This is a genomic window from Palleronia sp. THAF1 (assembly GCF_009363795.1).
Classification (GTDB): domain Bacteria; phylum Pseudomonadota; class Alphaproteobacteria; order Rhodobacterales; family Rhodobacteraceae; genus Palleronia.
Map to the genome: position 1 here is coordinate 886,800 of NZ_CP045420.1, position 20,729 is coordinate 907,528.

Genomic DNA, 20,729 nt, shown 5'->3' on the forward strand with positions numbered 1-20,729 from the left:
TTTAACGATTCAGGCCACTTCGACCTACTCACCCAAAGCGATCCCTTCCCGTCGGGGATCGGCTCCACCGGACAGCGTGTCGGAAATCGCGATTGCGTGGAGGCCCGAGTTCAGGTCGCGGGTGTTGACCTCGAATCCCATGTCTGACAGCGCCGTCTCCAGATCTGTGGCGCTCGTTTCTTCCTCCAGCCCGAAAGTGCCGAAGCGGTTGACCAGATGCGGCATTTCCACCGCCTGTTGAACATCCATACCCCAGTCGAGGTGAGCGATGATCGCCTGGGTCACGTAGCCGATGATGCGGCTGCCGCCCGGAGAGCCGATCACCAGCCGCGGGCTGTCGTCCTGCATCACGATGGTCGGCGCCATCGAGGACCGCGGGCGTTTGCCGGGCTCGACCCGATTTGCGATGGGAGAGCCGTCGTCGTGAGTGCTGAACGAGAAATCCGTCAGTTCGTTGTTCAGAAGAAACCCCCGCACCACCAAGCGTGAGCCGAAGCCGTTTTCGATGGTCGTCGTCATCGACAGCGCATTTCCGTAGGGGTCGACGATGGAAATGTGCGAGGTTGAGGGCAATTCGATCGAATTGTCGTCGCCCCAGAGCATCGCATGGTCCCAGCCGGGCGTTCCGGGGGCAACCTCTGGCAGGGCGTCGTCACCACCGAGGAGAGTCGCGCGCTTGTCCAGGTAGCGCGCGTCGGTCAGCCCCTTGGTCGGCATCGGGACGTAGTCGCTGTCGGCCATGTAGCGGCCGCGATCTGCGAAGGCGAGGCGCGAAGCGTCGCCGATCAGCCGCCATGCCTCTGCGCTGTCGGGACCAAGAGCGGCCAGATCATAGTGATCCAGCATCCCCAATATCTGCCCGACGGTCAGTGCGCCGGAGGAGGGCGGCCCCATCCCGCAAACCTCTGTGGCGCGGTAAGGAACGCATACGGGCGCGCGTTCGATGACACGGTAGATCGAAAGGTCAGTGGTGCTGAGGACACCCGGATTGCCTGATGCCGTTGTAACGGTCTCTACTATGTCGGTCGCGATGGGTCCGTTGTAGAACACTTCGGTGCCCTCTGCCGCGATCTGGCGCAGGGTGTCGGCGTAGGCGGCGTTCATGAGCGTGTCGCCTGCTTGCAGCGCCTTACCGCCGGGGAAGAAGTAGTCGGCGGTTGCGGGGAAAGTCTGCAGTCGATCCGCGTCTTCCGCGACAGAGCTGGCCATCCGATCCGACACGGTGAACCCGTTTTCTGCCAAGGCTATGGCATCGTCGAACAAACCAGACCACTCGGACTGCCCCCAGCGGGTGTGCGCCTCTTCCAGCAACTTCGGTGTGCCGGGCGTGCCGACAGACCGGCCGCCGACGACGGCATCGTAAAAGCCCAACGGCTCCCCGTCTTCGGTCTGGAACAGCGTCGGCGTTGCGGCCAGGGGTGCGGTCTCACGGCCATCCAGCGTCGTCAGCTCGCCCGATGCCGCGTCATACCAGACAAGAAACGCTCCGCCGCCCAGCCCCGACGATTGCGGCTCGACCAAGCCCAGAACTGTCTGGACGGCCACCATGGCATCGGCCGCCGTGCCGCCTGCGCGCAAAACCTTCGCCCCGGCCTCGACCGCCAGCGGATTGGCGGCAGCGACCATCCAGTCTTCGGCTTGGGTCGGTGTGCCGGCGGCCTTGGCATCCAGAGCCGCACGAGCGGCTTCCGACACGGTGCCGAAAGCAGAGGCGTCGCGGGTTGTTCGGGTTTCGACTTCTGGCGCGACGGCATCGGCGGCCTGCTGTGCGTTTGCCGACGCCAGAAGACCCGAGGAGATCACCGTCGACCATAGGAATGCGCGTATCACGTGGGAATCCCCTTTGCCTGCCATGCTCTGATGCTGACGGAAGAGCCGAAGAAAGCAATGCTTTTGCGCCTGATGCTGTCCGGTCGGCTTCGAAGCGACTGTTGTGAAACGATCATTTGGGAGGGTGCCGCAGGCGCGTTAGGCTTGCCGGGAAGACCATTCATGGAGTGACACGATGCGATATCCGATCATGCTGGCCTTGGCCGTAGGCGCCCCGCTGGCAGGACACGCCCAAGAGGCCGCCCCGACCGGTCCCGCCATAAGCTACGGCCAGCGGCCCGCCTACCTTGTGGACAAGCTTCCCGATGGAGAGCTGAAGACCACGCTAGAGGCTTGCCTTGACCAGACGCCCCGGCGCACCGACTTCTCCATCGGCCACCGCGGTGCGCCGCTGATGTTCCCCGAGCATACGGTGGAGGCCAATCGCGCCGCAGCTCAGCAAGGGGCGGGCATCTTGGAATGTGACGTGACCTTCACATCCGACAAGGAACTGGTCTGCCGCCACGCGCAGAACGATCTGCACACCACGACGAACATCGTGACGACGGATCTGGCCTCGACCTGTGTTACGCCGTTTACGCCCGCCGGAGATGGTGGCGATGCCACGGCAGAGTGCCGCACGTCCGAGATCACGCTGAAAGAGTTCCGGACGCTTGAGCCGAAGATGGACGCTGCCGACGCGTCCGCCACGACGGCGGAAGAATACCTTGGCGGCGTCGCGCCCTTCCGGACCACGCTCTATTCCGATGGCGCACAGCTGATGACCCACGCCGAATCCATCGCACTGTTCCAAGACCTTGGTGCCAAGTTCACGCCAGAGCTAAAGGCTGCATCGGTCGAGATGCCGTTCGATGGCTTCAGCCAGGAAGACTATGCTCAGAAGCTGGTGGACGAATACATCGCCGCAGGCGTGCCGCCAGAGGACGTTTGGCTGCAAAGCTTCAATCTGAGCGACGTTCAGTATTGGATCGACAGCACTGACTTCGGCGCGCAGGCGGTCTACCTTGATGACCGCTACGAAGCCGAGGACGACGACGAAGGCCTGATCGACCCGATGGATCCGGCGACCTTCAAGCCCACCATGGCCGAGCTGAAGGAGATGGGCGTAAATTACATCGCGCCGCCGATCTGGATGCTGCTGACAGTGAATGACGCGGGCGAGATGGTGCCCTCTCCATACGCGGAAGCCGCGACAGAAGCCGATCTGGAAATCATCGCATGGTCGCTGGAGCGCTCCGGTCCGCTGGCAGGTGGCGGCGGCTGGTACTTCCAATCGGTCAGCGATGTCGTCGACGGAGACGAGGGCTACCTGACCGTGCTCGATGCGTTGGCGCAGGATGTGGGCGTGACCGGTGTGTTCTCTGACTGGCCCGCGACCGTGACATTCTACGCCAATTGCATGGATTTGTGATGCTGCGGCCCGTGGCGGATGCGTTCGCCGCGGGCCTTATAACCGATCGACGATGAAGTCGGGCACGATTCCAGCCTGCTTGATGGCATCATCCACGTTCAGCCCCACCAGCGATCCGAACCCGGTAACCAGCGCCGTCGCGAAGCCCATGTGCCGCCCGCGGCGGATATCGGTGTGCAACGTGTCGCCCACCATCAGAACGTGAATGGATTTGGGATGTGGGGCAGACGGTCCAACGCCAGTCGATAGATATTTGCAAAGGGCGTGCCAGGAAACACAGGCGCGATCCCGGTGAGGTCGGCCAGTTGATGGGCGTAGTGGCCGGGTTCGCACGACAGTCCGTCCTCGAGCGGGTCGACAATACCTGGGTTGCCGACGATCACGGAGCGTATTTCGGTAGGCTCGGGACCCATTGAATGCCGACGTTGGTCATGGTTCAGGCTCCGCGAGGTGACCGCAAGCATGAGCAACCTGTTCTGGCTTACAGAGGCGCAAATGGCGCGTCTTCGTCCGTATTTCCCGAAGAGCCATGGCCGTCCCCGTGTCGATGAGCGCAAGTTCAGATCGACGCGCTCAGATCGTCAGCCAGACTTGCGGTCACGCCTTCCGAGACAGTAGTTTACCAATCCGCTATGATGCTTCGCCACACGTCACCAAAAAGCGATACGATAACAGAGGCATAAAGGACGGTCCGAATTATTCGGGATCACACCGGATTGGTAACATCGCAAAGGTACGTATCCGTGACCTGATCCTGCCTATGCTTTTGATATTAAGCCACTTTACCGGCTTCGGAGGCTTTGGGTCGATAATACTTCAGCTCAGGAAAAATTTCCCCGGCTACAAAAATTCTGCTGAAAATCAGATGGCTGCGCGATTTATGTGAAAGTCTTTCACATTGGATCTTGCGCGGTCCGCATCCGGCTCCCATCTTGATCATGTGAAACACATTAACATCACGAAGGAGATACCGATGACCAGCTATGCCGACGCCCCGATCGTCCAACGCAATCCGCTGCAGAAAGCCGAAGGCTGGCTGGATCAGCGCGGGCGCTTCGCCTGGATCGCCGCCATGGTGGCGGGCTTCATCTTCGTCTGGCCGGTCGGTCTGGCACTGCTGGGCTATATGGTCTGGCAGAACAAGTTCTCGCTGGGCCGCTCTGGCAGCTGCGGGATGCGGAAAAGCGCCATGCGCCAGACGCCGACCGGGAATGCCGCGTTCGATGCCTACCGCGCCGATACCCTCCGCCGGTTGGAAGAGGAGCAGGCCGCGTTCGAGGACTTCCTGAAGCGTCTGCGCGAGGCGCGCGACAAGGCCGAGTTCGACCAGTTCATGGAAGACCGCGACCGCAAGGACAACACGCCCGACGCTGCATAAGCGTCACATCGTCCGCAACATGACCACTACGGGGTCCGTCGCCTTCAAAACGGCGGGCCCATCGCTTATCTTCGAGGACATGATGACCCAGACCGCCCAAACCGCATTGCCAGACCCCTTTGCCCAAGCGGCATTCTACGAGGACACGACCACTAAGCGCGCTGTCGCATGGGTGATCGACGTCGTCATCATCACGGTGCTGTCGGTTCTCTTGACGCCGCTGACGCTGTTCACCTCGATCTTCTACTTCCCCGTGTTCTACATGGTCGTCGGGATCGCCTACCGGACTGCATCCATTGCGCGCCTGTCCGGCACGCCGGGAATGCGCGCCATGTCGGTCGAGCTGCGCGACGCGCAAGGTCAGCGGTTCGATTTCGGCCAAGCCTTGTTGCACACGCTGGGCTACACGACGCAGATCGTGATCTTCCCGCTGCAACTGATGTCCGGTGCGCTGATGATCGGCACCGCGCGGGGGCAGGGGCTGACGGACATGGTGCTGGGGTCTGCGGCAATCAATCGCGCGGCGCTCGACTAGCCTTATCCGGGGGGTTGCGCGCAGGAAAAGGCGCGTTACCGTCCATTAGCTGCTGCCCGCCGGAGACCCATGCGACATACACTGCCCATCGCGCCTCAATTTTATGTAACGGCCCCACAGCCGTGCCCTTATTTGGCCGATCGGGTCGAGCGGAAGCTGTTTACCGCTCTTCAGGGTGACGAGGCGGGCATGTTGAACGACAGCCTGTCGAAGCAGGGCTTCCGCCGCAGCCAGAACGTGCTCTATCGCCCGTCCTGCACGGAATGCGCGGCCTGCATCTCGGCGCGCATCCGCGTGGCCGACTTCACGCCATCGCGCACGCAGCGTCGTATCTTGAAGCGCAGTGCGCAGGTCACGCGCAGCGCCAACGCCCCGTGGGCGACCGAGGCGCAATACGCCCTGTTCCGCGATTACCTGGATTCGCGCCACGCCGATGGCGGCATGGCCGACATGGATATCTTCGAGTTCGCGGCGATGATCGAAGAGACCCCGGTGCGCAGTCGGGTCATCGAATACAACCGCCCCGACCCCGACACGGGGGAAGCCGACCTGGTCGCGGTTTGCCTGACCGACGTGCTCGAAGATGGACTGTCGATGGTCTATTCGTTCTACGATCCGGGCGTGCCGCAACTGTCCCTGGGCACCTACGCGATCCTCGACCACGTCGAAATCGCCCGCGCCGCCGGGCTGCCGTACGTCTACCTCGGCTACTGGGTGCCTGGGTCAGAGAAGATGGGCTACAAAGCCAAGTTCGACTCGGTCGAGATCTTCAAGGGCGGCCAGTGGCAAGACATCGGCGACCCGAAGGACCACGAGTCTGAAATGCACCCGCTGTCCACCGACCCCATCGCCGAGCAGGTCGCAAAGCTGGACCTGCCCGACGTGATGTCCCGCCACGACTAGCTATTCGGCGTTCGGCACGAAAAGCTGCTCGCCTTCTACCGTGAATGCCCCGATGGCCTGCTGCCCGGCGTCGGAAACCAGCCAGTCCGCGAAAACCTGAGCCTCTTCCACGTTGACCGATGGGCAGGCCTCTACGCTGACCGGGATCACCCCGTATTGGTTGAACAGTGCCGGATCTCCCTGCACCAGAACCCCGATGTCGCCCTTGTTGCCGAAGGTCACCCAAGTCGCCCGGTCGGTCAGCGCGTAGGCGCCCATGCCGACGCCGACATTCAGCGTCGCCCCCATGCCCGACCCGGTTTCGCGATACCACGCGCCCTCGGGTTCCATTCCGGCGGCGTCCCACAGCGACAGCTCGGCAGTATGCGTGCCGCTGTTATCTCCGCGTGAAACGAAGGGCGCTTCGGCCTCGGCGATGGCGGTCAGCGCAGCCGAAGCATCTTCTTCACCATTAATCCCGGCAGGATCGGCTTCGGGGCCGACGATAACGAAATCGTTGTACATCACGTCGCGCCGCTCGGTGCCGTAGCCCTCGGCCACGAAGGCCTCCTCCCGCGCTTTGGCGTGGACCAGCAGCACGTCACCGTCGCAATTCATCGCGTTCTTGATCGCCTGCCCAGTACCCACGGCCACGACATTCACGTCGATCCCGGTTTCGTCGGTGAAAATCGGGAGAAGGTGGTCGTATAGACCGGAATTGGCGGTCGACGTCGTGGACTGAACCAGCACATCGGCGTGGACAGGGGCGGCCAGCAGGGCCAGCGCGGACAGGGTGCGTAACATCATAAGGGTAGGTCTCCGGCAAGGAATGCAGCGGCGGGTGAACTTTCGGGCTGCGTGAAGAAATCTGCGGCGTGGCTGTGTTCGGTCAAGCGGCCCTGGTGCAAAAACAGGACATCATCCGCCAACCGCCTTGCCTGTCCGGTGTCGTGGGTGACGAAAATCACCTTGGTGCCAGCGCGCGCGGCCCCTTGCACCAACGTCTCGATCCCGGCGGTCGAAGACGGGTCCAAGCTGGCGGTCGGCTCATCCAAGAACAAGACCTGCGGATCGGTAGCCAGCGCGCGGGCAAAGGCCAGTCGTTGTTGTTCACCTCCCGACAGCGCGCGGGCGGGTTGGCGTGCCCTGTCCGACAAGCCGACACGGTCGAGAAGGGTGTCTCGCTTGCCGCGATCTCGCGTCACGAAATCAAGGTTCGCGGCCACCGAGCGGCGCAGCAGCACCGGATGCTGGAACACCATCGCCTGACGCGGTGGCGGGCCGGGCCATGTCACCGTCCCGGAGCTGGGCACCTGCAATCCGTGCAGGCACTTCAGAAACAACGACTTGCCCGCCCCATTCGGCCCCATGACGACCGTGATGCCGGGTGCGTCAATCGTCGCGTCGATCCCGTTCAGCAGCGACGTGCCGTCCCGCTCTAACCGCAAATCGCGCACGATCAGGGGCAGCACACTATCCACGGGCACGTGCCTCTCCCAACCGCAGCCCTTGCGCGGCGATGTTCACTGCCAGCGCCAGGACCAGAAGGATTAGGCCCAGCGCCAAGGCCAAGGCCAACTCCCCTCGCGATGTCTCCAAAGCGATGGCGGTCGTCATCACCCGCGTCAGGTGGTCGATATTGCCGCCGACGATCATCACCGCGCCGACCTCTGCCACCGCGCGCCCGAACCCGGCTAGAGCGACTGTCACCAAGGCAAATCGAGCGTCCCACAGGCAGGCGCGCAGCACGGCGCTGGGCGGAATGGCGAGGGAGCGGAACGTTTCGGCATATTCGGCGTGAAGGTCCGCGATGACCTGCCGCGCCAATGCCGCGACGATGGGCGTGATCAGGATCGTCTGCGCCACGATCATGGCCGTGGGCGAATAAAGCAGCCCGAGGAATCCCAATGGCCCGGCGCGCGACAGGCCCATGTAGACGATCAGCCCGACGACCACGGGCGGCAGGCCCATCAGCGCATTGACGACACCGGTCGCGGTGCCACGCCCCGGGAATCGCAGAATGGCCAATGCAGCGCCGGAAGGTAGGCCAAGAAGCAAGGCAGCCAGCGTGGCCGTCAGGCTGACGTAGATCGACAGGCCGACGATCTCCAGCAGATCCGCATCGCCGCTGAGGATCAGCGAAAGCGCGAGCGAAAAGGCCGTGCCGAAATCCTGCATTTTTGGGCCCGCCCGGCGTTGAAATCAAAGGTGCAACATGCACTTGAGGCCAGCGGGTGCAAGGGTGCGATTGCCAACCCAGCCACCGCAGGGCTAGCTGCGAGAATGACCGAAAGCTTCGACACCGTAATCATAGGCGGCGCTGCCGTAGGGGCCGCGACGGCCTATTTCCTGACCCGCGACACCGACGCCCGTGTCGCTGTGATCGAACGTGATCCCAGCTACGCGCGGGCCGCGACGACCCTTTCGGCGGGCTCACTGCGGTTGCAGTTCTCTACGGCGCTGAACGTGCGTCTTAGCGCCTTTGGACGGACGTTCCTGGAGGACTTCCCGCGTGCGATGGGCGTGGATGGGCTTGGCCCGGACGTCGGCTTCCGCGCGGGCGGCTACCTGTTCCTCGCCGCGACCGATGCACAGGCGCAGGTCTTGCACGCCAATCACGCCGTTCAGATCGGCGCGGGGGCCGAAACGGCGTTGTGGTCGCCCGATCAGGTCGCGACCGCGTTTCCTCATCTACGTACCGATGACCTGACGCTCGCATCCTACGGTGGCGCGGCAGAGGGGTGGTTCGACGGCGCGACCTTGCTGTCCGGCCTGCGCGTCAAGGCCCGCGCACAGGGCGCGACGTTCCTGCGGGACGAGGTTGTGGCGCTGGATCGGCAGGACGCGCGCGTCACGGGTGTTGCGCTCGCCTCTGGCCGCCGATTGTCCTGCGGCTCGGTCGTGAACGCCGCCGGATGCCGCGCGGCACAGATCGCGGCGATGGCGGGGATCACCCTTCCGGTAGAGCCGCGCAAGCGCACGGTCTTCGCGTTCGATTGCCGGATGTCGCCCGAAGGCAGCGCGACGGTCAATGAAGGGCGCCTGCCGCTGATGATCGACCCCTCCGGCGTCTACTGCCGCCCGGAAGGCACCGGTTTCATTGCGGGTGCGACGCCAACCCCCGATCCGGCGGCGGACCCCGACGATCTGGACCCGCGGCATGACGAGTTCGAGGATATCATCTGGCCGACGCTCGCCGGGCGATCCGAAGCCTTCCAGGCGATCCGCCTGCGATCCATGTGGGCGGGGCAATACGATTGGAACGTGCTGGACCGCAACGCGATCATCGGCGCGCATCCTGACGTGGACAATCTTTTTTTCGCCAACGGTTTTTCGGGCCACGGCTTGCAACATAGCCCGGCAGTCGGGCGGGGATTGTCCGAGTTGATCGGTACCGGTGGCTACCGCACTCTGGACCTATCAGAACTGGGATGGGGCAGGGTGTCGGAACAGCGCACGGTCGTCGAACAGGCGGTGATCTAGAACACCGCGTGATCGCCCCGGTCGTCCGCCGCTTCGCCTGACAGCCGCGCTGCGTAATGGTCGGCCAGTGTGTCGGTGCCGGTTTCCGGCGTAGCATCGGCGTCGTAGCGGCCCGTTTCCGGGTCTCTCACCAGCATGGAGCGCGTGGCGTAAAAGCGACCGATCCGCGCGAGTTCGGCCTTGGCGCGTAGGCGTGGCGACATGGTGCCCGCCATCGATAGCGCGCCGATGATGCCGCCCATCAGGCGCAAAGGCACATGCCGGACCGGCACTTCGCGTCCCAGCAAGCGCGACAGCATCGCCACTTGATCCAACGGCGTGATCGCGGGGCCGGGGCCGCCGATGGGCAAAATGCGGTTGGCACGGGCCGGATCGGTCAGGCAATCGGCAAGGTAGGCGGCCAGATCGCGGTCAGAGATCGGCTTGCAGGCCGTGAGTTGTCCGTCACCGAACACAAGGAACGGCTTGCCTGCCTGCACGCGGCCAATCTGGCCGGACAGGGATTTGAAAAAGGCGGTCGGGCGCACGATGGAATACCGGGCTCCGCTGGCGATCAGGTGCTTCTCGGTCGCCAACTTAGCGTGCTGGAAGGCCAGTGCGGGTTCCTGAACGCAAAGCGCGGAGAGGAGAACCACGTGATCCGCTTGCGCCGCGTCGATGGCTGCGACCGTCGCTGCGTGATCTATGGCCCACGCGTCGGCGGGCGCGCCGGTACGAGAGGCAAGGCAAGAGACCAGCGCCTGCGGGCGAATGGCGGCGATCGCTGCGGGCCACTCAGCCAGTGCCGCGTGGATGCACTCGCATCCTATCGGCGCGGTCGATCCCGGTCGGATCAGCGCCGTGACGCGATGCCCGCGCTCCAAAAGCGCCGCAGCGGTGGCGCGACCGATGGTGCCGGTCGCGCCGAGCAGCAGGACGTGACTCACGCCAGTGTCGCCGTGGCCCCGTCGGCGGCTTTGCGGATCGCGGCGATATTGCGCCCGTAGATATCCGGCGCGTCCACCGATCCGTCCTTGAACACCGCCGACCCGGCGACCAGCACATCGGCACCCGCCTTGGCGACCAGCGGCGCGGTGTCGGTCGTCACGCCGCCGTCGATCTCGATCAATATATCGCGGCCTGCGCACATGGCACGCAGTCGGGCGATCTTGGCGGTCATGTCGATGAAGCTTTGCCCGCCGAAACCAGGGTTCACCGTCATCACGCAGATCAGGTCCGTCAGGTCCAGCACATGCTCCACAGCTTCGGCTGGGGTGCCGGGGTTCAGAGCGACACCGGCTTTCATGCCCGCCGCGCGGATCGCCTGAAGCGTGCGGTGGATGTGGGGGCCGGCCTCGACATGGGCGGTCAGGATATCTGCGCCCGCGTCGGCGTAGGCGCCGATATAGGCGTCCACCGGAGAGATCATCAGGTGAACGTCCATCACCGTTTTCACGTGCGGGCGAAACGCCTTCACCGCCGGAGCGCCGAAGGTCAGGTTCGGAACGAAGTGTCCGTCCATCACGTCGATGTGGACCCAATCCGCCCCCTGATCCTCTATCGCGCGGATCTCAGCCCCGAAATTTGCGAAATCGGCAGACAGGATTGAGGGGGCGATCTTGATGGGCATGGGGTGGTCCGGTTGTTCAGGCGGCAAGCGCGGTCAGGGATTGCACGGCGTCAGCGGCGAGTTCGAAAGAGCGCAGGCGCGCGGTGTGGTCGTGGATGCCACCGGTCAGGATGATCTCATCCGGGTTGTGTGCCTCGATCAGCGCCGCGATCTGGTCGCGCACCTGATCGCGGGTGCCGCAGGCGGTGACGCGCAAGGCTTGGTCGATGGCGCGGGTCATCTGGGTGCCGAGCACGGCCTCGATGTCGTCCACCGGAGCAGGCAGCTTGCCGGGGTTGCCGGATCGCAGGTTGGCAAAAGCTTGCTGCATGGAGCTGCGCAGACGGCGTGCCTCTTGTTCGGTGTCGGCTGCAAAGACGTTGATCGCCAGCATCGCGTGGGGCGTTGCCTGCTGCTTCGACGGTTGGAAGCGGTCGCGGTAGACGGCGAAGGCATCTTCCAGCGCGTCGGGCGCGAAGTGGGAGGCGAAGGCGTAGGGCAGGCCCTGCTGCGCGGCGAATTGCGCACCGTAAAGGGAAGAGCCGAGGATCCACAGCGGCACCTCTGTCGCCTCGCCCGGTATCGCACGCAATGGCGCACCGGGGCGAGTGGGGCCAAGCAAGGCCTGAAGTTGTGCCACATCCGTGGGGAAGTCATCGCGACCGGGGCGATACATCGCACGCATGACGTTCATGTCGCCACCCGGCGCGCGGCCAAGGCCAAGATCAATGCGGTTCGGATACATCGTCGCCAGCGTGCCGAACTGTTCGGCGACGGCCAAAGGCATGTGGTTGCCCAACATGATTCCGCCAGCGCCAACGCGGATCGAGCGCGTCGCGCCCGCGATATGGCCGATCAGGATCGCCGTCGCGGCAGAGGCGATGCCTTCCATATTGTGATGCTCGGCCAGCCAATAGCGGTGATAGCCCCATTGCTCTGCATGGCGGGCCAGATCGACGCTGTTCGCGATGGCATCGGCGGCGGTGCGGCCCTCGGGGACGTTCGACAGATCGAGGATGGAATAACGCATGGCAAAGACTCCTTTCACCACCATATGGGAGCGTTCGGGGGCCATGTCATCCGGCAGGGATCAGTTCGCGTCGGTCGGTTCTTCGACGTTGGCGTCGGCATCAGCGCCGTTTGCCTCAGGCTCGGCCGTCTCCGTGATCTCTGGCTCGGTCAACGCACCAGAGGTCCAGACGCCGGCTTGCTCTTCACCGTCCGCATAGACGATGCGGCCCTGACCCTCGCGCTGTCCGTCCACGAAATTGCCCGTGTAGACATCGCCCGTCGCATAGGTCGCGACACCTTCGCCTTCGATCCGGCCATCGACCCACTCGCCCTCGTAGGTCGACCCATCCGCGTAGGTGATCGTGCCCTGACCGTTGCGCTGGTCGGCGGTGAATCCGCCCTCGTAGACCGCGCCATCGGGAAAGGTCGCCGTGCCCTGACCTTCGCGCGCACCATCAACGAAGTCGCCCTCGTAGGTGGTGCCGTCTGGCAGGGTCAGCGTGCCGGTGCCCTCACGTTCGCCATCGACGAACTGGCCTTCGTAGACGGCGCCGCCGGGATAGGTCGCCTGGCCACTGCCGTCGATCAGCCCTTCGGACCATTCGCCTTCGTAGATCGTGCCGTCGGGGTAGGTGATCGTTCCCTGACCTTCCGGCAAATCAGCGCGGAAGCTGCCTTCATAGACCGCACCGTCGGTGTAGGTGGCCGTGCCTTGACCTTCGATCCGCCCGGCGACCCATTCACCGGTGTAGGTGTAGCCGGAGGGGCGCGTGAAGGTGCCCGTGCCTTCGCGCAGATCGGCGGCGAACTGGCCTTCGTAGACATCGCCGTTCGCGTATTCGACGCGACCCGCACCTTGGCGTTGTCCGGATTCAAACGCGCCGGTGTAGACGTCGCCGTCGGGCAGGGTCAGCGTACCGCTGCCGGTAATCTCATCCCCGCTCCACTGGCCTTCGTAGACTAGGCCGTCGGGCGTTTCCAGCGTGCCGGTGCCGCTGCGCTGATCGTCGGCCATCTCGCCGGTGTAGACCGCGCCGTCGGGGTAGGTGATCGTGCCGGTGCCGTCCTTTTCGCCGCTGGACCACTCGCCGTCATAGACGTAGCCCGCGTCGGTCGTCAGCGTGCCGCGCCCGTGGCGGCGAGCGTTGCGGAAGCTGCCTTCATAGCGCGATCCGTTTTCATAGGTGGCGACGCCTTCGCCTTCGATCACACCCGCCAGCCAGTCGCCTTCATAGGTCGAACCGTCGGGGTAGGTGACGCCCCCGGTGCCGTGGGGTTTGCCGGACAGGAACTCACCCTCGTAGACCGAACCATCGGGGAAACGGGCGGTGCCGGTGCCGCGAATCTCGCCCATGACCCAGTCGCCGGTGTACTCGAAGCCGTTCGGCAGGCGGTAGGTGCCGGTGCCGTCCTGCTTGCCGTCGGTGAAGGTGCCCTCGTAGACGCCGCCGTCCTCATATTGATACGTCCGCACCTCACCGTCCTGCGCATGGGCGGCGGTGGCAAGCGTTACAGTCAGGGCGAGGCCGATGATCGGATGGCGCAAGGGACTCTCCACGTCGTTTTGGGTTGGTTTACGGCAAGTTCCGGGAAAGTAACGAGCGTCCGGGTCACCCGCAACGCTTTTCACCCGCCCCGTGCATCGACGCATGCCCTTCCCATCGCGGCCCGGTCTGATACGTCGCTACCTTATACGAAGGAGCCGCCATGACCGACCGTTTCCGCCTGACGCTTGCACAATTGAATCCCGTTGTCGGCGATATTGCCGGAAACGCCGCGCTGGCCCGCGATGCCTGGGAACAAGGGCGGGAGGCGGGCGCCGATCTTGTGGCGCTGCCAGAGATGTTCATCACCGGCTATCAGATCCAGGACCTTGTGATGAAGCCCGTTTTCGGGACGGCGGCGATGGACGCGGTCGAGGCGCTGGCCCGCGACTGCGCGGACGGCCCCGCCTTGGCGATCGGGGGGCCCTACGCCTACGGCGACATGCTGTATAACGCCTATTTCATCTGTCAGGGTGGGAAGATCACGGCGCGGGTTCTGAAGCATCACCTGCCGAACAAGGCGGTTTTCGACGAAAAGCGCATCTACGACCACGGCCCGATCACCGGCCCCTTCAGCGTGAACGGCGTGCGCATCGGGTCGCCCATCTGCGAGGACGCGTGGCACGAAGACGTGGCCGAGGCGCTGGCCGAAAGCGGGGCAGAGATCCTGCTGGTGCCGAACGGGTCACCCTACCACCGGCATAAGCACGATCTGCGCTTGGGCCATATGGTTGGGCGCGTGGTCGAGACGGGACTGCCGATGGCCTACCTGAACATGGTGGGCGGACAGGACGATCAGGTGTTCGACGGCGCGTCCTTTGTGCTGAACCCCGGCGGCGCTTTGGCGGTACAAATGCCGTTCTGCGACAGTGCGGTGACCCATGTGGACTTCGAGCGTGGCGACGATGGCTGGCGTGCCGTTCCTGGCGATAAGGCCGCCCTGCCGGATGAGTGGGAAAGCGACTACCGCGTCATGGTCGAATCCTTGCGCGACTATTGCGGCAAGGCGGGTTTCTCCAAGGTGTTGCTGGGGCTTTCGGGGGGGATCGACAGCGCCATCGTCGCGGTGATCGCCGCCGACGCACTGGGCCCCGACAACGTGCGCTGCGTGATGCTGCCGTCAGAGTTTACCTCGCAGGCGTCACTCGACGACGCGGCGGCGGTCGCGAAAGCGCTGGGCTGCCGGTTGAACGAAATCAGCATCGAAGGCCCCCGTCAGGCCATGCGCGACGCCTTGGCGCCGCTGTTCGATGGGCTGACAGAGGATGTGACCGAAGAGAACATCCAATCCCGTCTGCGCGGCGTGACGCTCATGGCGCTTTCCAACAAGTTCGGGGAAATGCTCCTGACCACCGGCAACAAGTCAGAGGTCGCGGTGGGCTACGCCACGATCTACGGCGACATGTCAGGCGGCTACAATCCGATCAAGGACATGTATAAAACCCGCGTGTTCGAAACCTGCCGCTGGCGCAACGCCAACCACCGCGACTGGATGATGGGGCCAACGGGCGAGGTGATCGCGCCCGGCATCATCGACAAGCCCCCCACCGCAGAGCTGCGCGCCGATCAGAAGGACGAGGATTCACTGCCGCCGTATTCCGTACTCGACGATATTCTGGAGCGGCTGATCGACCGCGAAGAAAGCGTGGCGGAAGTGGTCGACGCGGGCCATGATCGCGACGAGGTGAAGAAGATCGAGAAACTGATCTACATCAGCGAATACAAGCGGTTCCAGTCGGCCCCCGGTGCGCGCCTGACCCCGCGCGCGTTCTGGCTGGACCGGCGCTATCCCATCGTGAACCGCTGGCGCGACCCGACCTGACGGGCCGCGGTAAAAACAGCTATACACCTTGCCTCGTTCATTGGTGCGGCACGCGTCACGCGGTCTTGCTCATCCGCGTATCTGAAATAATCATTCCCGGCAGATGAATCCGCACAGTCGCGCCCGTCCCGAAGCGCGGTGCGATGGGGCAGAGCGAACCACCGCAACCGCGCAATAATCGGGCGACAGCCTGCATGCCATAACCACGCTTCCCGGTGATCGGCGTCACGCCGTCGATGCTGTGGGTAGGGTCGATACCATCTGGAAACCCCGGGCCGTCATCCGCCACAACGATGTTCAGATGATTGTCGTTCTCCGCTTCGATCGAAATCGCGATGCGACTGCGCGCATAGCGTGCCGCATTGTCCAAGAGGTTGCGCAAGGTGACTTGCAGGATCACGACATCGGTCATCACCGCCGTGTCCGGGTAGGTTATATCTAATCGCTTCATGGGATCGACGATTGCGGCGATCTCTCTGCATGTGCGAGACAGGTCCACCCGATCCAACCTGCGAACTGATGGTGCGGCGCTGCCGACGCGCGACATCAATGCTTCTACCGAGTCGAGCGCTTTGACCGCCACGATCTTGCAACTGCGCAGAATATCCGCGCGGCCGTCGCCCAGATCTTGAAAGCCCTCCAGTACGATTTCGATCAGGGAGACCACATTGGCCAACGGCGCGCGGGTGTCATGCGCCGTCAGGGCGGCGACGGTGCCGAGTTCGTCCAGACGTTCATGGCTGTCGGCCAGCCTACGGGTCAGCGATTCTCCGCGTGCTTCCAGATCCGTGATATTCACGGCAGAGCCGATCACCCGGTCATGGTCCGCCGGATCGCGGGTCAATGTGGTGCGCCACCACCCTTGCTTTCCAGCGATGGCCAAGAGTTCATCAACGACGATCGGCGCGGGGGAATTCAGCGCATCAGTGCAGTTGCGCCGCAAGCTGTCTGCAAGTCGGGCAGGGAATACCTCTGCTACGGGGCCCAGCATGGCGTTTGCCTGCTCGCCGACGATGTCGCGGTAGGATGCGTTCAGGTGGATCATATGGTCCGCCCCATTTACATCGCGCCGGATCACAAAGACCGGGTTTCCGACTGCGTCGAGGGCGCGGAAATCGCAGGCTGTCGCCAATTTCACTGTCATCGCTGCACTCCCGATGTCGTTGGGTGCAGTATGGCGAAGAATGCTTACCGTAGCGTTAGCGCCTGCACGTTGAATACGAAAAACCCGCCGGATTTCGCCGGCGGGTTGCATCGCATTCAACGTAGTTTCGGTCGGATTATTCGCGTTGACCCATGAAGGACAGCAGGAACATGAACAGGTTGATGAAGTCGAGATAGAGGTTCAGCGCCCCCATGATCGCCGACTTCGCCAGCCATTCCTGATCCATCGACTGCGCGTGCTGAATGTAGTCCGTCTTGATCTTCTGGGTGTCATAGGCTGTCAGACCCGCGAAGATCAGCACACCCAGAACCGATACCGCGAAGGCAATCGCTGGCGAGCCCAAGAAGATGTTGACGATGGACGCCACGATCAGACCGATCACACCCATGATCAGGAAGGTGCCCCAGCCCGAAATGTCCTTCTTCGTGGTGTATCCCCAAAGAGACAGGCCCGCGAAGGCGACAGCCGTCACCAAGAAGGTCTGCGCGATGGAGTAGCCGGTGAACACCAGGAAAATGGATGAGATCGACAGGCCCATCAGCACTGCGAAGACGTAGAAGAAGGTCTGTGCGCCGGCGGCAGAGATACGGTTGATGGCGGCGCCGAAGGCGAACACCATGATCAGCGGCGCGAACATCACCAACCATTTCAGCGGCGAGGCGTAGAGCGCCGTGCCGAGCTGGGTCAGATTACCCGAGTCGTCGACCGCAAGACCAGAGATCGCCCAAGCTGCGGCAAAGGTCATCAGCATGCCTACGGACATGATGCCGTAGACCTTGTTCATATGGGCGCGAAGCCCCTCATCGATCTGCGCGGTGCGCGTGCCCGCGCCCGCACGGATCGTCTGTTGTTCAGCCATTGAAGCCTCCAGATGTTGATCCGCGGGCTTCCGTCCCTGGAAACCCTCGGATGGTATATTGGCAGCTAATGGCCTCTGTTCAAGATGGCGAAACGCCTGAATTGGCGGCTTTTCACCGGCTCCAGTGATCGGGCGCATCCCAGACCGGGCGGGTGGCTTCGGTACGGGCCGCGGTGGCGTCGATACCTATGTCGCGCAGGGCAGTGGCGTCCAGCCCGGCAAGCTGCGCACGCTCCCGATATAGCTGCCAGTAGCGCAGCAGGCCGACGCGGTCGCGGCGGCGAGATTGGATATGGCTTTGGGCTAGGGTCGTCATCTGATTTCTCCGTCGTTCTGTGATGCAAACTTCGGATCGCATCAATTTCGATGATGGGTATTGCAAAGCGAATAGCATTTGTGAAACGAATGTTTCTGACGGTGATCATCACGGATTCTGATGCAATGAGAAATCTGGACCTGACGGCTCTGCGCTCTTTCGTGACCGTTGCCGAAGTCGGCGGCGTGACGCGCGCGGCGGGGCATCTGAACCTGACGCAATCGGCCGTTTCCATGCAGCTCAAGCGGCTGGAGGAGTCGCTGGGCGTGGCGCTTCTGGATCGCTCTGCGCGCACCGTTGCGCTGACCCCCACAGGCGATCAGCTGCTCAGTTACGCGCGCCGGATGCTGGTGCTGAACGACGAGGCCGTCGCCCGCATGACTGATGATGCGTTCGAGGGAGAGATCGTGTTGGGCGTGCCGCACGACATCCTGTATCCGGCGATTCCGCCGTTTCTTGCGGCCTTCGCACAGCGCTATCCGCGCCTGCGCGTGCGGCTTCTCTCCCTGCCCACGCGCACGCTGAAGGATATGTTCCGGCGCGGTGAATGTGATGCGATCCTGACCACCGAAGAGACGCTGGATGACGGGGCCGAGACCTTGCTGACGCTGCCGCTGGTCTGGGCGGGCGCGCAGAACGGCACGGCGCACCGCACCCGACCGCTTAGCTTCGCCTTCTGTCGCAACTGTATTTTCAGCCCTATCGCCAAATCGCGGCTGGATGGGGCAGGGATCGACTGGCATTCGGTCGTCGATTCGGCGTCCGACCGCGCGGCAGAGGTTGCGGTGATGGCCGACCTGGCTGTCTACGTGATTCTCGACCAGACGCTGCCGCGCGGGATCGCCAAGGTGCCGGACACCTGTGATCTGCCGGCCTTGCCGGACCAGAACATCAACCTTTACCGCTCATCTCGGCTGCAAAGTCAGGTGTCGGATGCGCTGGCCACGCTGCTGCGGGACAACTACGCGCGGTTGGCGCGCGTGCCGATGGCGGCAGAGTAGGGATCAGGCGAAGCGGCGGGAGAGTTCGGCGATGTGGTCCGGGCCAATTTCGCAGCAACCACCGATGATCGTGGCACCGGTGTCACGCCACGCCTGCGCGTGCTCGGCGTAGGCGACCGGGTCCAGATCGCGGCGGGCTTCTAGCAGATCGACGGTCGCGCCGACCCGATCGAATCCTTCGGCGATTCGTGTGAAGCCGTTGGCATAGGCGCCGCAGGGCACGCCCAAGGGGGCGAGCACTTTCAGACCGTCGCCAATCGCTTCGGGCCAGGAGCAGTTCAGCAAAACGGCTTGGGGCTTAAACTCTTGCAGCAAGGGAGCGATGTCCGCCAACGGCTCGCCAGAGCGGAGCCGGGTGCCGTCATCATCCATCAATGTCAGCGCGACCCAAACCGGCTTTCCCGTCACGCCCATGCCCATCAGCGCGCCGCGTGCTTCGTCGACCGAACCCATCGTCTCGGCCAAGTGCAGGTCCACATAGGGTGCGTGAAGGCGCGCAAGACGGGCGTAGGTCTCTGCGGCCTCATCAGGGGGCGGCGCCAGATCGGGGCGATACGAGAACCCGAGCGGGCCCAGACCACCGGCCACCAAGCCGGAACCGTGGGCATCGCGCGACGCGACCGCGACCTCGCAGGCGACACGCGCAAGGTCTTCCAGACGATCCTCCAGCCCCTGCGGTTCCAACCGCGACGGCAGGACGGAATAGGTGTCGGTCGTGGCGATGTCGGCACCGGCGGCGAAAAAATCATCGTGCACGGCGCGCACGATTTCCGGCGCATCCAGAAGCGCCTGCGTCGACCACAAGGGCGTCGCGCGGCCTGCGCGGCGCACCAGTTCCTGGCCCATGCCACCATCTAGGATCGTTATGCTCATTCCATCGTCACCACGACTTTGCCGGTCGATTTGCGGGATTTCAGAAAATCCATCGCATCGCCCGCCTGTTCCAGGGGGAAGGTTTTGCTGACATGCGGGGTCAGCCGTCCTTCAGAATACCATTGCAACAGCTCTGACAAGCTGTCCGACAGCACCTGCGGCGCAAAGGCGCGGTAGGCCCCCCAGTAGTAGCCGATCACGTCAATATTCTTCACCAGCAGGTGGTTCGCAGCGATCTTGGGCAGGTCGCCACTGGCGAAGCCGATGATCAGAACGCGCGCCTCCGGGTTGCAGGCGCGGATGGCGGCCACAGTCAAGTCGCCGCCGACCGGATCGTAGACAACATCCGCGCCGCCCAGCTCCTTTAAAGCTTCCCGCAGATCGGTGGTCTCGCTGTCGATCAGATGGTGCGCCCCGGCGTCTTTCGCGACCGCCAGCTTGTCGGCGCCGCGCGCGACGGCGACGACTTCCGCCCCTAGCGCAGCACCTATTTCCACCGCCGTCAGCCCGACACCGCCTGCGGCCCCCAGCACAACCAGTCGCTCGCCTTTCTGCAACCGTGCGCGCCGGGTCAGGCCCAGATGCGATGTGCCGTAGGCGACCATGAAGGCAGCGGCGTCGGTGAAGGGCATGGCATCGGGCAGCGGAACGGTTGTGTCCACTACGAAGGCCCCAAATTCTGCCAGCCCGCCATGACCTGCGTTGACGGCCACGCGGTCGCCCACTGCGCGAGTGGTCACGCCCTCGCCCAACGACACGACCTCGCCCGCCAACTCCATTCCAAGTGTTGCGGGCAGGGGGGGGATGTCTTGGTACGTCCCCTTTGCCACAAGTATATCTGCAAAGTTCAATCCGCACGCGTGGACGCGGACCAGTACCTCACCCGGGTTGGGATGGGGGTCTGGAACATCTTGCAAAGACGGGGCGATAGCGTGGTCTGTGACTTGAAAGGCGCGCAATTTCAGGTCTCCTTCAACGGTGTCCGACTCACAGGCTATGGCAACGACGCAAGAACCGAAACGCCCCATCGA

23 protein-coding genes and 1 pseudogene are annotated in these 20,729 nt (G+C 63.6%); 9 read left to right on the top strand and 15 right to left on the bottom strand.

Going from position 1 to position 20,729, the window contains the following annotated elements:
- Positions 1–24: 24 nt before the first annotated feature.
- Entirely contained in the window at positions 25–1,827 is a 1,803-nt protein-coding gene (ggt, locus tag FIU81_RS04460; RefSeq protein WP_413816234.1) for a gamma-glutamyltransferase, read from the bottom strand.
- A gap of 178 nt (positions 1,828–2,005) precedes the next feature.
- Between ggt and FIU81_RS04465 the strand changes: the two genes are divergently transcribed.
- Positions 2,006–3,241: a glycerophosphodiester phosphodiesterase family protein gene (locus tag FIU81_RS04465; protein ID WP_124112302.1), complete on the top strand. Its 1,236-nt coding sequence runs from the start codon at positions 2,006–2,008 to the stop codon at positions 3,239–3,241.
- A gap of 36 nt (positions 3,242–3,277) precedes the next feature.
- Here the strand turns inward: FIU81_RS04465 and FIU81_RS16930 are convergent, their stop codons facing one another.
- Positions 3,278–3,436 carry an HAD hydrolase-like protein gene (locus FIU81_RS16930; protein WP_254695994.1) on the bottom strand — a complete coding sequence of 53 codons (159 nt, stop codon included), beginning with the start codon at positions 3,434–3,436 and terminating at the stop codon, positions 3,278–3,280.
- Positions 3,436–3,624, bottom strand: a complete 189-nt coding sequence (locus FIU81_RS16935; RefSeq protein ID WP_254695995.1) for a hypothetical protein — start codon at positions 3,622–3,624, stop codon at positions 3,436–3,438. The genes FIU81_RS16930 and FIU81_RS16935 overlap by 1 nt, the downstream gene beginning before the upstream one ends.
- Positions 3,625–3,703: 79 nt before the next feature.
- Between FIU81_RS16935 and FIU81_RS04475 the strand changes: the two are divergent.
- The 5 genes and pseudogenes from FIU81_RS04475 to FIU81_RS04490 form a co-directional block, all read left to right on the top strand.
- Positions 3,704–3,808 (top strand): annotated as a pseudogene (locus FIU81_RS04475) (IS5/IS1182 family transposase); the annotation flags it as partial.
- Positions 3,771–4,127, top strand: coding sequence for a hypothetical protein (locus FIU81_RS16850; protein WP_216644299.1), 357 nt, complete (start codon positions 3,771–3,773; stop codon positions 4,125–4,127). The pseudogene FIU81_RS04475 and the gene FIU81_RS16850, both read left to right, overlap by 38 nt.
- A gap of 87 nt (positions 4,128–4,214) precedes the next feature.
- Complete coding sequence (locus FIU81_RS04480) at positions 4,215–4,619, top strand: DUF2852 domain-containing protein (protein WP_124112303.1); 405 nt, start codon at positions 4,215–4,217, stop codon at positions 4,617–4,619.
- Between the two features lie 19 nt (positions 4,620–4,638).
- Positions 4,639–5,154 (top strand): RDD family protein, encoded by a 516-nt coding sequence (locus FIU81_RS04485; protein ID WP_320414791.1) that lies wholly within the window; start codon positions 4,639–4,641, stop codon positions 5,152–5,154.
- Between the two features lie 69 nt (positions 5,155–5,223).
- Positions 5,224–6,057 carry an arginyltransferase gene (locus FIU81_RS04490; RefSeq protein ID WP_124112304.1) on the top strand — a complete coding sequence of 278 codons (834 nt, stop codon included), beginning with the start codon at positions 5,224–5,226 and terminating at the stop codon, positions 6,055–6,057.
- Here the strand turns inward: FIU81_RS04490 and FIU81_RS04495 are convergent, their stop codons facing one another.
- From FIU81_RS04495 to FIU81_RS04505, 3 genes are read right to left on the bottom strand one after another with little or no spacing between them, the layout of a single operon-like run.
- Positions 6,058–6,840 carry a substrate-binding domain-containing protein gene (locus FIU81_RS04495; RefSeq protein WP_124112467.1) on the bottom strand — a complete coding sequence of 261 codons (783 nt, stop codon included), beginning with the start codon at positions 6,838–6,840 and terminating at the stop codon, positions 6,058–6,060.
- A complete protein-coding gene (locus FIU81_RS04500; protein ID WP_124112305.1) occupies positions 6,840–7,523 on the bottom strand; it encodes an ATP-binding cassette domain-containing protein in 684 nt (227 codons plus the stop codon). The genes FIU81_RS04495 and FIU81_RS04500 overlap by 1 nt, the downstream gene beginning before the upstream one ends.
- Complete coding sequence (locus FIU81_RS04505; protein WP_124112306.1) at positions 7,510–8,214, bottom strand: ABC transporter permease; 705 nt, start codon at positions 8,212–8,214, stop codon at positions 7,510–7,512. The genes FIU81_RS04500 and FIU81_RS04505 overlap by 14 nt, the downstream gene beginning before the upstream one ends.
- A 105-nt stretch (positions 8,215–8,319) precedes the next feature.
- On the opposite strand from FIU81_RS04505, the gene FIU81_RS04510 reads away from it, so the two are divergent.
- On the top strand, positions 8,320–9,519 hold the full coding sequence (locus FIU81_RS04510) for an NAD(P)/FAD-dependent oxidoreductase (RefSeq protein ID WP_124112307.1): 1,200 nt from the start codon (positions 8,320–8,322) through the stop codon (positions 9,517–9,519).
- On the opposite strand, the gene FIU81_RS04515 is transcribed toward FIU81_RS04510, so the two are convergent.
- The 4 genes from FIU81_RS04515 to FIU81_RS04530 are packed head-to-tail and all read right to left on the bottom strand — an operon-like array spanning position 9,516 to position 13,664.
- On the bottom strand, positions 9,516–10,445 hold the full coding sequence (locus FIU81_RS04515; RefSeq protein ID WP_124112308.1) for an NAD(P)H-binding protein: 930 nt from the start codon (positions 10,443–10,445) through the stop codon (positions 9,516–9,518). The two genes, FIU81_RS04510 and FIU81_RS04515, sit on opposite strands and share 4 nt — an antisense overlap.
- The gene (gene rpe / locus FIU81_RS04520) at positions 10,442–11,128 is read right to left on the bottom strand and encodes a ribulose-phosphate 3-epimerase (RefSeq protein ID WP_124112309.1); all 687 of its coding nucleotides are present in this window, start codon (positions 11,126–11,128) and stop codon (positions 10,442–10,444) included. The genes FIU81_RS04515 and rpe overlap by 4 nt, the downstream gene beginning before the upstream one ends.
- A 16-nt stretch (positions 11,129–11,144) precedes the next feature.
- Positions 11,145–12,137: an LLM class flavin-dependent oxidoreductase gene (locus FIU81_RS04525; RefSeq protein ID WP_124112310.1), complete on the bottom strand. Its 993-nt coding sequence runs from the start codon at positions 12,135–12,137 to the stop codon at positions 11,145–11,147.
- 60 nt (positions 12,138–12,197) lie between these two features.
- Positions 12,198–13,664, bottom strand: a complete 1,467-nt coding sequence (locus FIU81_RS04530; RefSeq protein WP_254695996.1) for a 2-isopropylmalate synthase — start codon at positions 13,662–13,664, stop codon at positions 12,198–12,200.
- Positions 13,665–13,825: 161 nt separating this feature from the next.
- Here FIU81_RS04530 and FIU81_RS04535 point away from each other — a divergent pair, with 161 nt between their 5' ends.
- Positions 13,826–15,484 (top strand): NAD+ synthase, encoded by a 1,659-nt coding sequence (locus tag FIU81_RS04535; RefSeq protein WP_124112312.1) that lies wholly within the window; start codon positions 13,826–13,828, stop codon positions 15,482–15,484.
- Between the two features lie 55 nt (positions 15,485–15,539).
- Here the strand turns inward: FIU81_RS04535 and FIU81_RS04540 are convergent, their stop codons facing one another.
- The 3 genes from FIU81_RS04540 to FIU81_RS04550 form a co-directional block, all read right to left on the bottom strand.
- Entirely contained in the window at positions 15,540–16,739 is a 1,200-nt protein-coding gene (locus FIU81_RS04540; RefSeq protein ID WP_148085642.1) for a PAS domain-containing sensor histidine kinase, read from the bottom strand.
- A 25-nt stretch (positions 16,740–16,764) separates the two neighbouring features.
- Positions 16,765–17,508, bottom strand: a complete 744-nt coding sequence (locus FIU81_RS04545; RefSeq protein ID WP_124112314.1) for a Bax inhibitor-1/YccA family protein — start codon at positions 17,506–17,508, stop codon at positions 16,765–16,767.
- 112 nt (positions 17,509–17,620) lie between these two features.
- Positions 17,621–17,824: a DUF1127 domain-containing protein gene (locus FIU81_RS04550; RefSeq protein ID WP_124112315.1), complete on the bottom strand. Its 204-nt coding sequence runs from the start codon at positions 17,822–17,824 to the stop codon at positions 17,621–17,623.
- A gap of 89 nt (positions 17,825–17,913) precedes the next feature.
- Here FIU81_RS04550 and FIU81_RS04555 point away from each other — a divergent pair, with 89 nt between their 5' ends.
- Positions 17,914–18,825, top strand: coding sequence for a LysR family transcriptional regulator (locus FIU81_RS04555; RefSeq protein ID WP_254695997.1), 912 nt, complete (start codon positions 17,914–17,916; stop codon positions 18,823–18,825).
- 3 nt (positions 18,826–18,828) lie between these two features.
- Here FIU81_RS04555 and FIU81_RS04560 read toward each other — a convergent pair whose 3' ends face one another.
- Together FIU81_RS04560 and FIU81_RS04565 are read right to left on the bottom strand one after the other, a co-directional pair.
- The gene (locus tag FIU81_RS04560) at positions 18,829–19,698 is read right to left on the bottom strand and encodes a homocysteine S-methyltransferase family protein (protein WP_124112317.1); all 870 of its coding nucleotides are present in this window, start codon (positions 19,696–19,698) and stop codon (positions 18,829–18,831) included.
- Positions 19,695–20,657 carry an NADPH:quinone oxidoreductase family protein gene (locus tag FIU81_RS04565; protein ID WP_124112318.1) on the bottom strand — a complete coding sequence of 321 codons (963 nt, stop codon included), beginning with the start codon at positions 20,655–20,657 and terminating at the stop codon, positions 19,695–19,697. Before FIU81_RS04565 ends, FIU81_RS04560 begins: the two co-directional genes overlap by 4 nt.
- Between the last annotated feature and the right edge of the window lie 72 nt (positions 20,658–20,729).

Excerpts from the sequence above, each read along its gene's own strand:
- FIU81_RS04535 (WP_124112312.1), top strand. The coding sequence starts at position 13,826 with ATGACCGACCGTTTCCGCCTGACGCTTGCACAATTGAATCCCGTTGTC.
- FIU81_RS16930 (WP_254695994.1), bottom strand. The coding sequence starts at position 3,436 with ATGGTGGGCGACACGTTGCACACCGATATCCGCCGCGGGCGGCACATG.
- FIU81_RS04490 (WP_124112304.1), top strand. The coding sequence starts at position 5,224 with ATGCGACATACACTGCCCATCGCGCCTCAATTTTATGTAACGGCCCCA.
- FIU81_RS04545 (WP_124112314.1), bottom strand. The coding sequence starts at position 17,508 with ATGGCTGAACAACAGACGATCCGTGCGGGCGCGGGCACGCGCACCGCG.
- FIU81_RS04540 (WP_148085642.1), bottom strand. The coding sequence starts at position 16,739 with ATGCAACCCGCCGGCGAAATCCGGCGGGTTTTTCGTATTCAACGTGCA.
- FIU81_RS04505 (WP_124112306.1), bottom strand. The coding sequence starts at position 8,214 with ATGCAGGATTTCGGCACGGCCTTTTCGCTCGCGCTTTCGCTGATCCTC.
- FIU81_RS04550 (WP_124112315.1), bottom strand. The coding sequence starts at position 17,824 with ATGACGACCCTAGCCCAAAGCCATATCCAATCTCGCCGCCGCGACCGC.
- FIU81_RS04480 (WP_124112303.1), top strand. The coding sequence starts at position 4,215 with ATGACCAGCTATGCCGACGCCCCGATCGTCCAACGCAATCCGCTGCAG.
- FIU81_RS04510 (WP_124112307.1), top strand. The coding sequence starts at position 8,320 with ATGACCGAAAGCTTCGACACCGTAATCATAGGCGGCGCTGCCGTAGGG.
- FIU81_RS04465 (WP_124112302.1), top strand. The coding sequence starts at position 2,006 with ATGCGATATCCGATCATGCTGGCCTTGGCCGTAGGCGCCCCGCTGGCA.
- FIU81_RS04485 (WP_320414791.1), top strand. The coding sequence starts at position 4,639 with ATGACCACTACGGGGTCCGTCGCCTTCAAAACGGCGGGCCCATCGCTT.
- FIU81_RS04555 (WP_254695997.1), top strand. The coding sequence starts at position 17,914 with ATGTTTCTGACGGTGATCATCACGGATTCTGATGCAATGAGAAATCTG.
- rpe (WP_124112309.1), bottom strand. The coding sequence starts at position 11,128 with ATGCCCATCAAGATCGCCCCCTCAATCCTGTCTGCCGATTTCGCAAAT.
- FIU81_RS16850 (WP_216644299.1), top strand. The coding sequence starts at position 3,771 with ATGGCCGTCCCCGTGTCGATGAGCGCAAGTTCAGATCGACGCGCTCAG.
- FIU81_RS04525 (WP_124112310.1), bottom strand. The coding sequence starts at position 12,137 with ATGCGTTATTCCATCCTCGATCTGTCGAACGTCCCCGAGGGCCGCACC.
- FIU81_RS04560 (WP_124112317.1), bottom strand. The coding sequence starts at position 19,698 with ATGAGCATAACGATCCTAGATGGTGGCATGGGCCAGGAACTGGTGCGC.
- FIU81_RS04495 (WP_124112467.1), bottom strand. The coding sequence starts at position 6,840 with ATGTTACGCACCCTGTCCGCGCTGGCCCTGCTGGCCGCCCCTGTCCAC.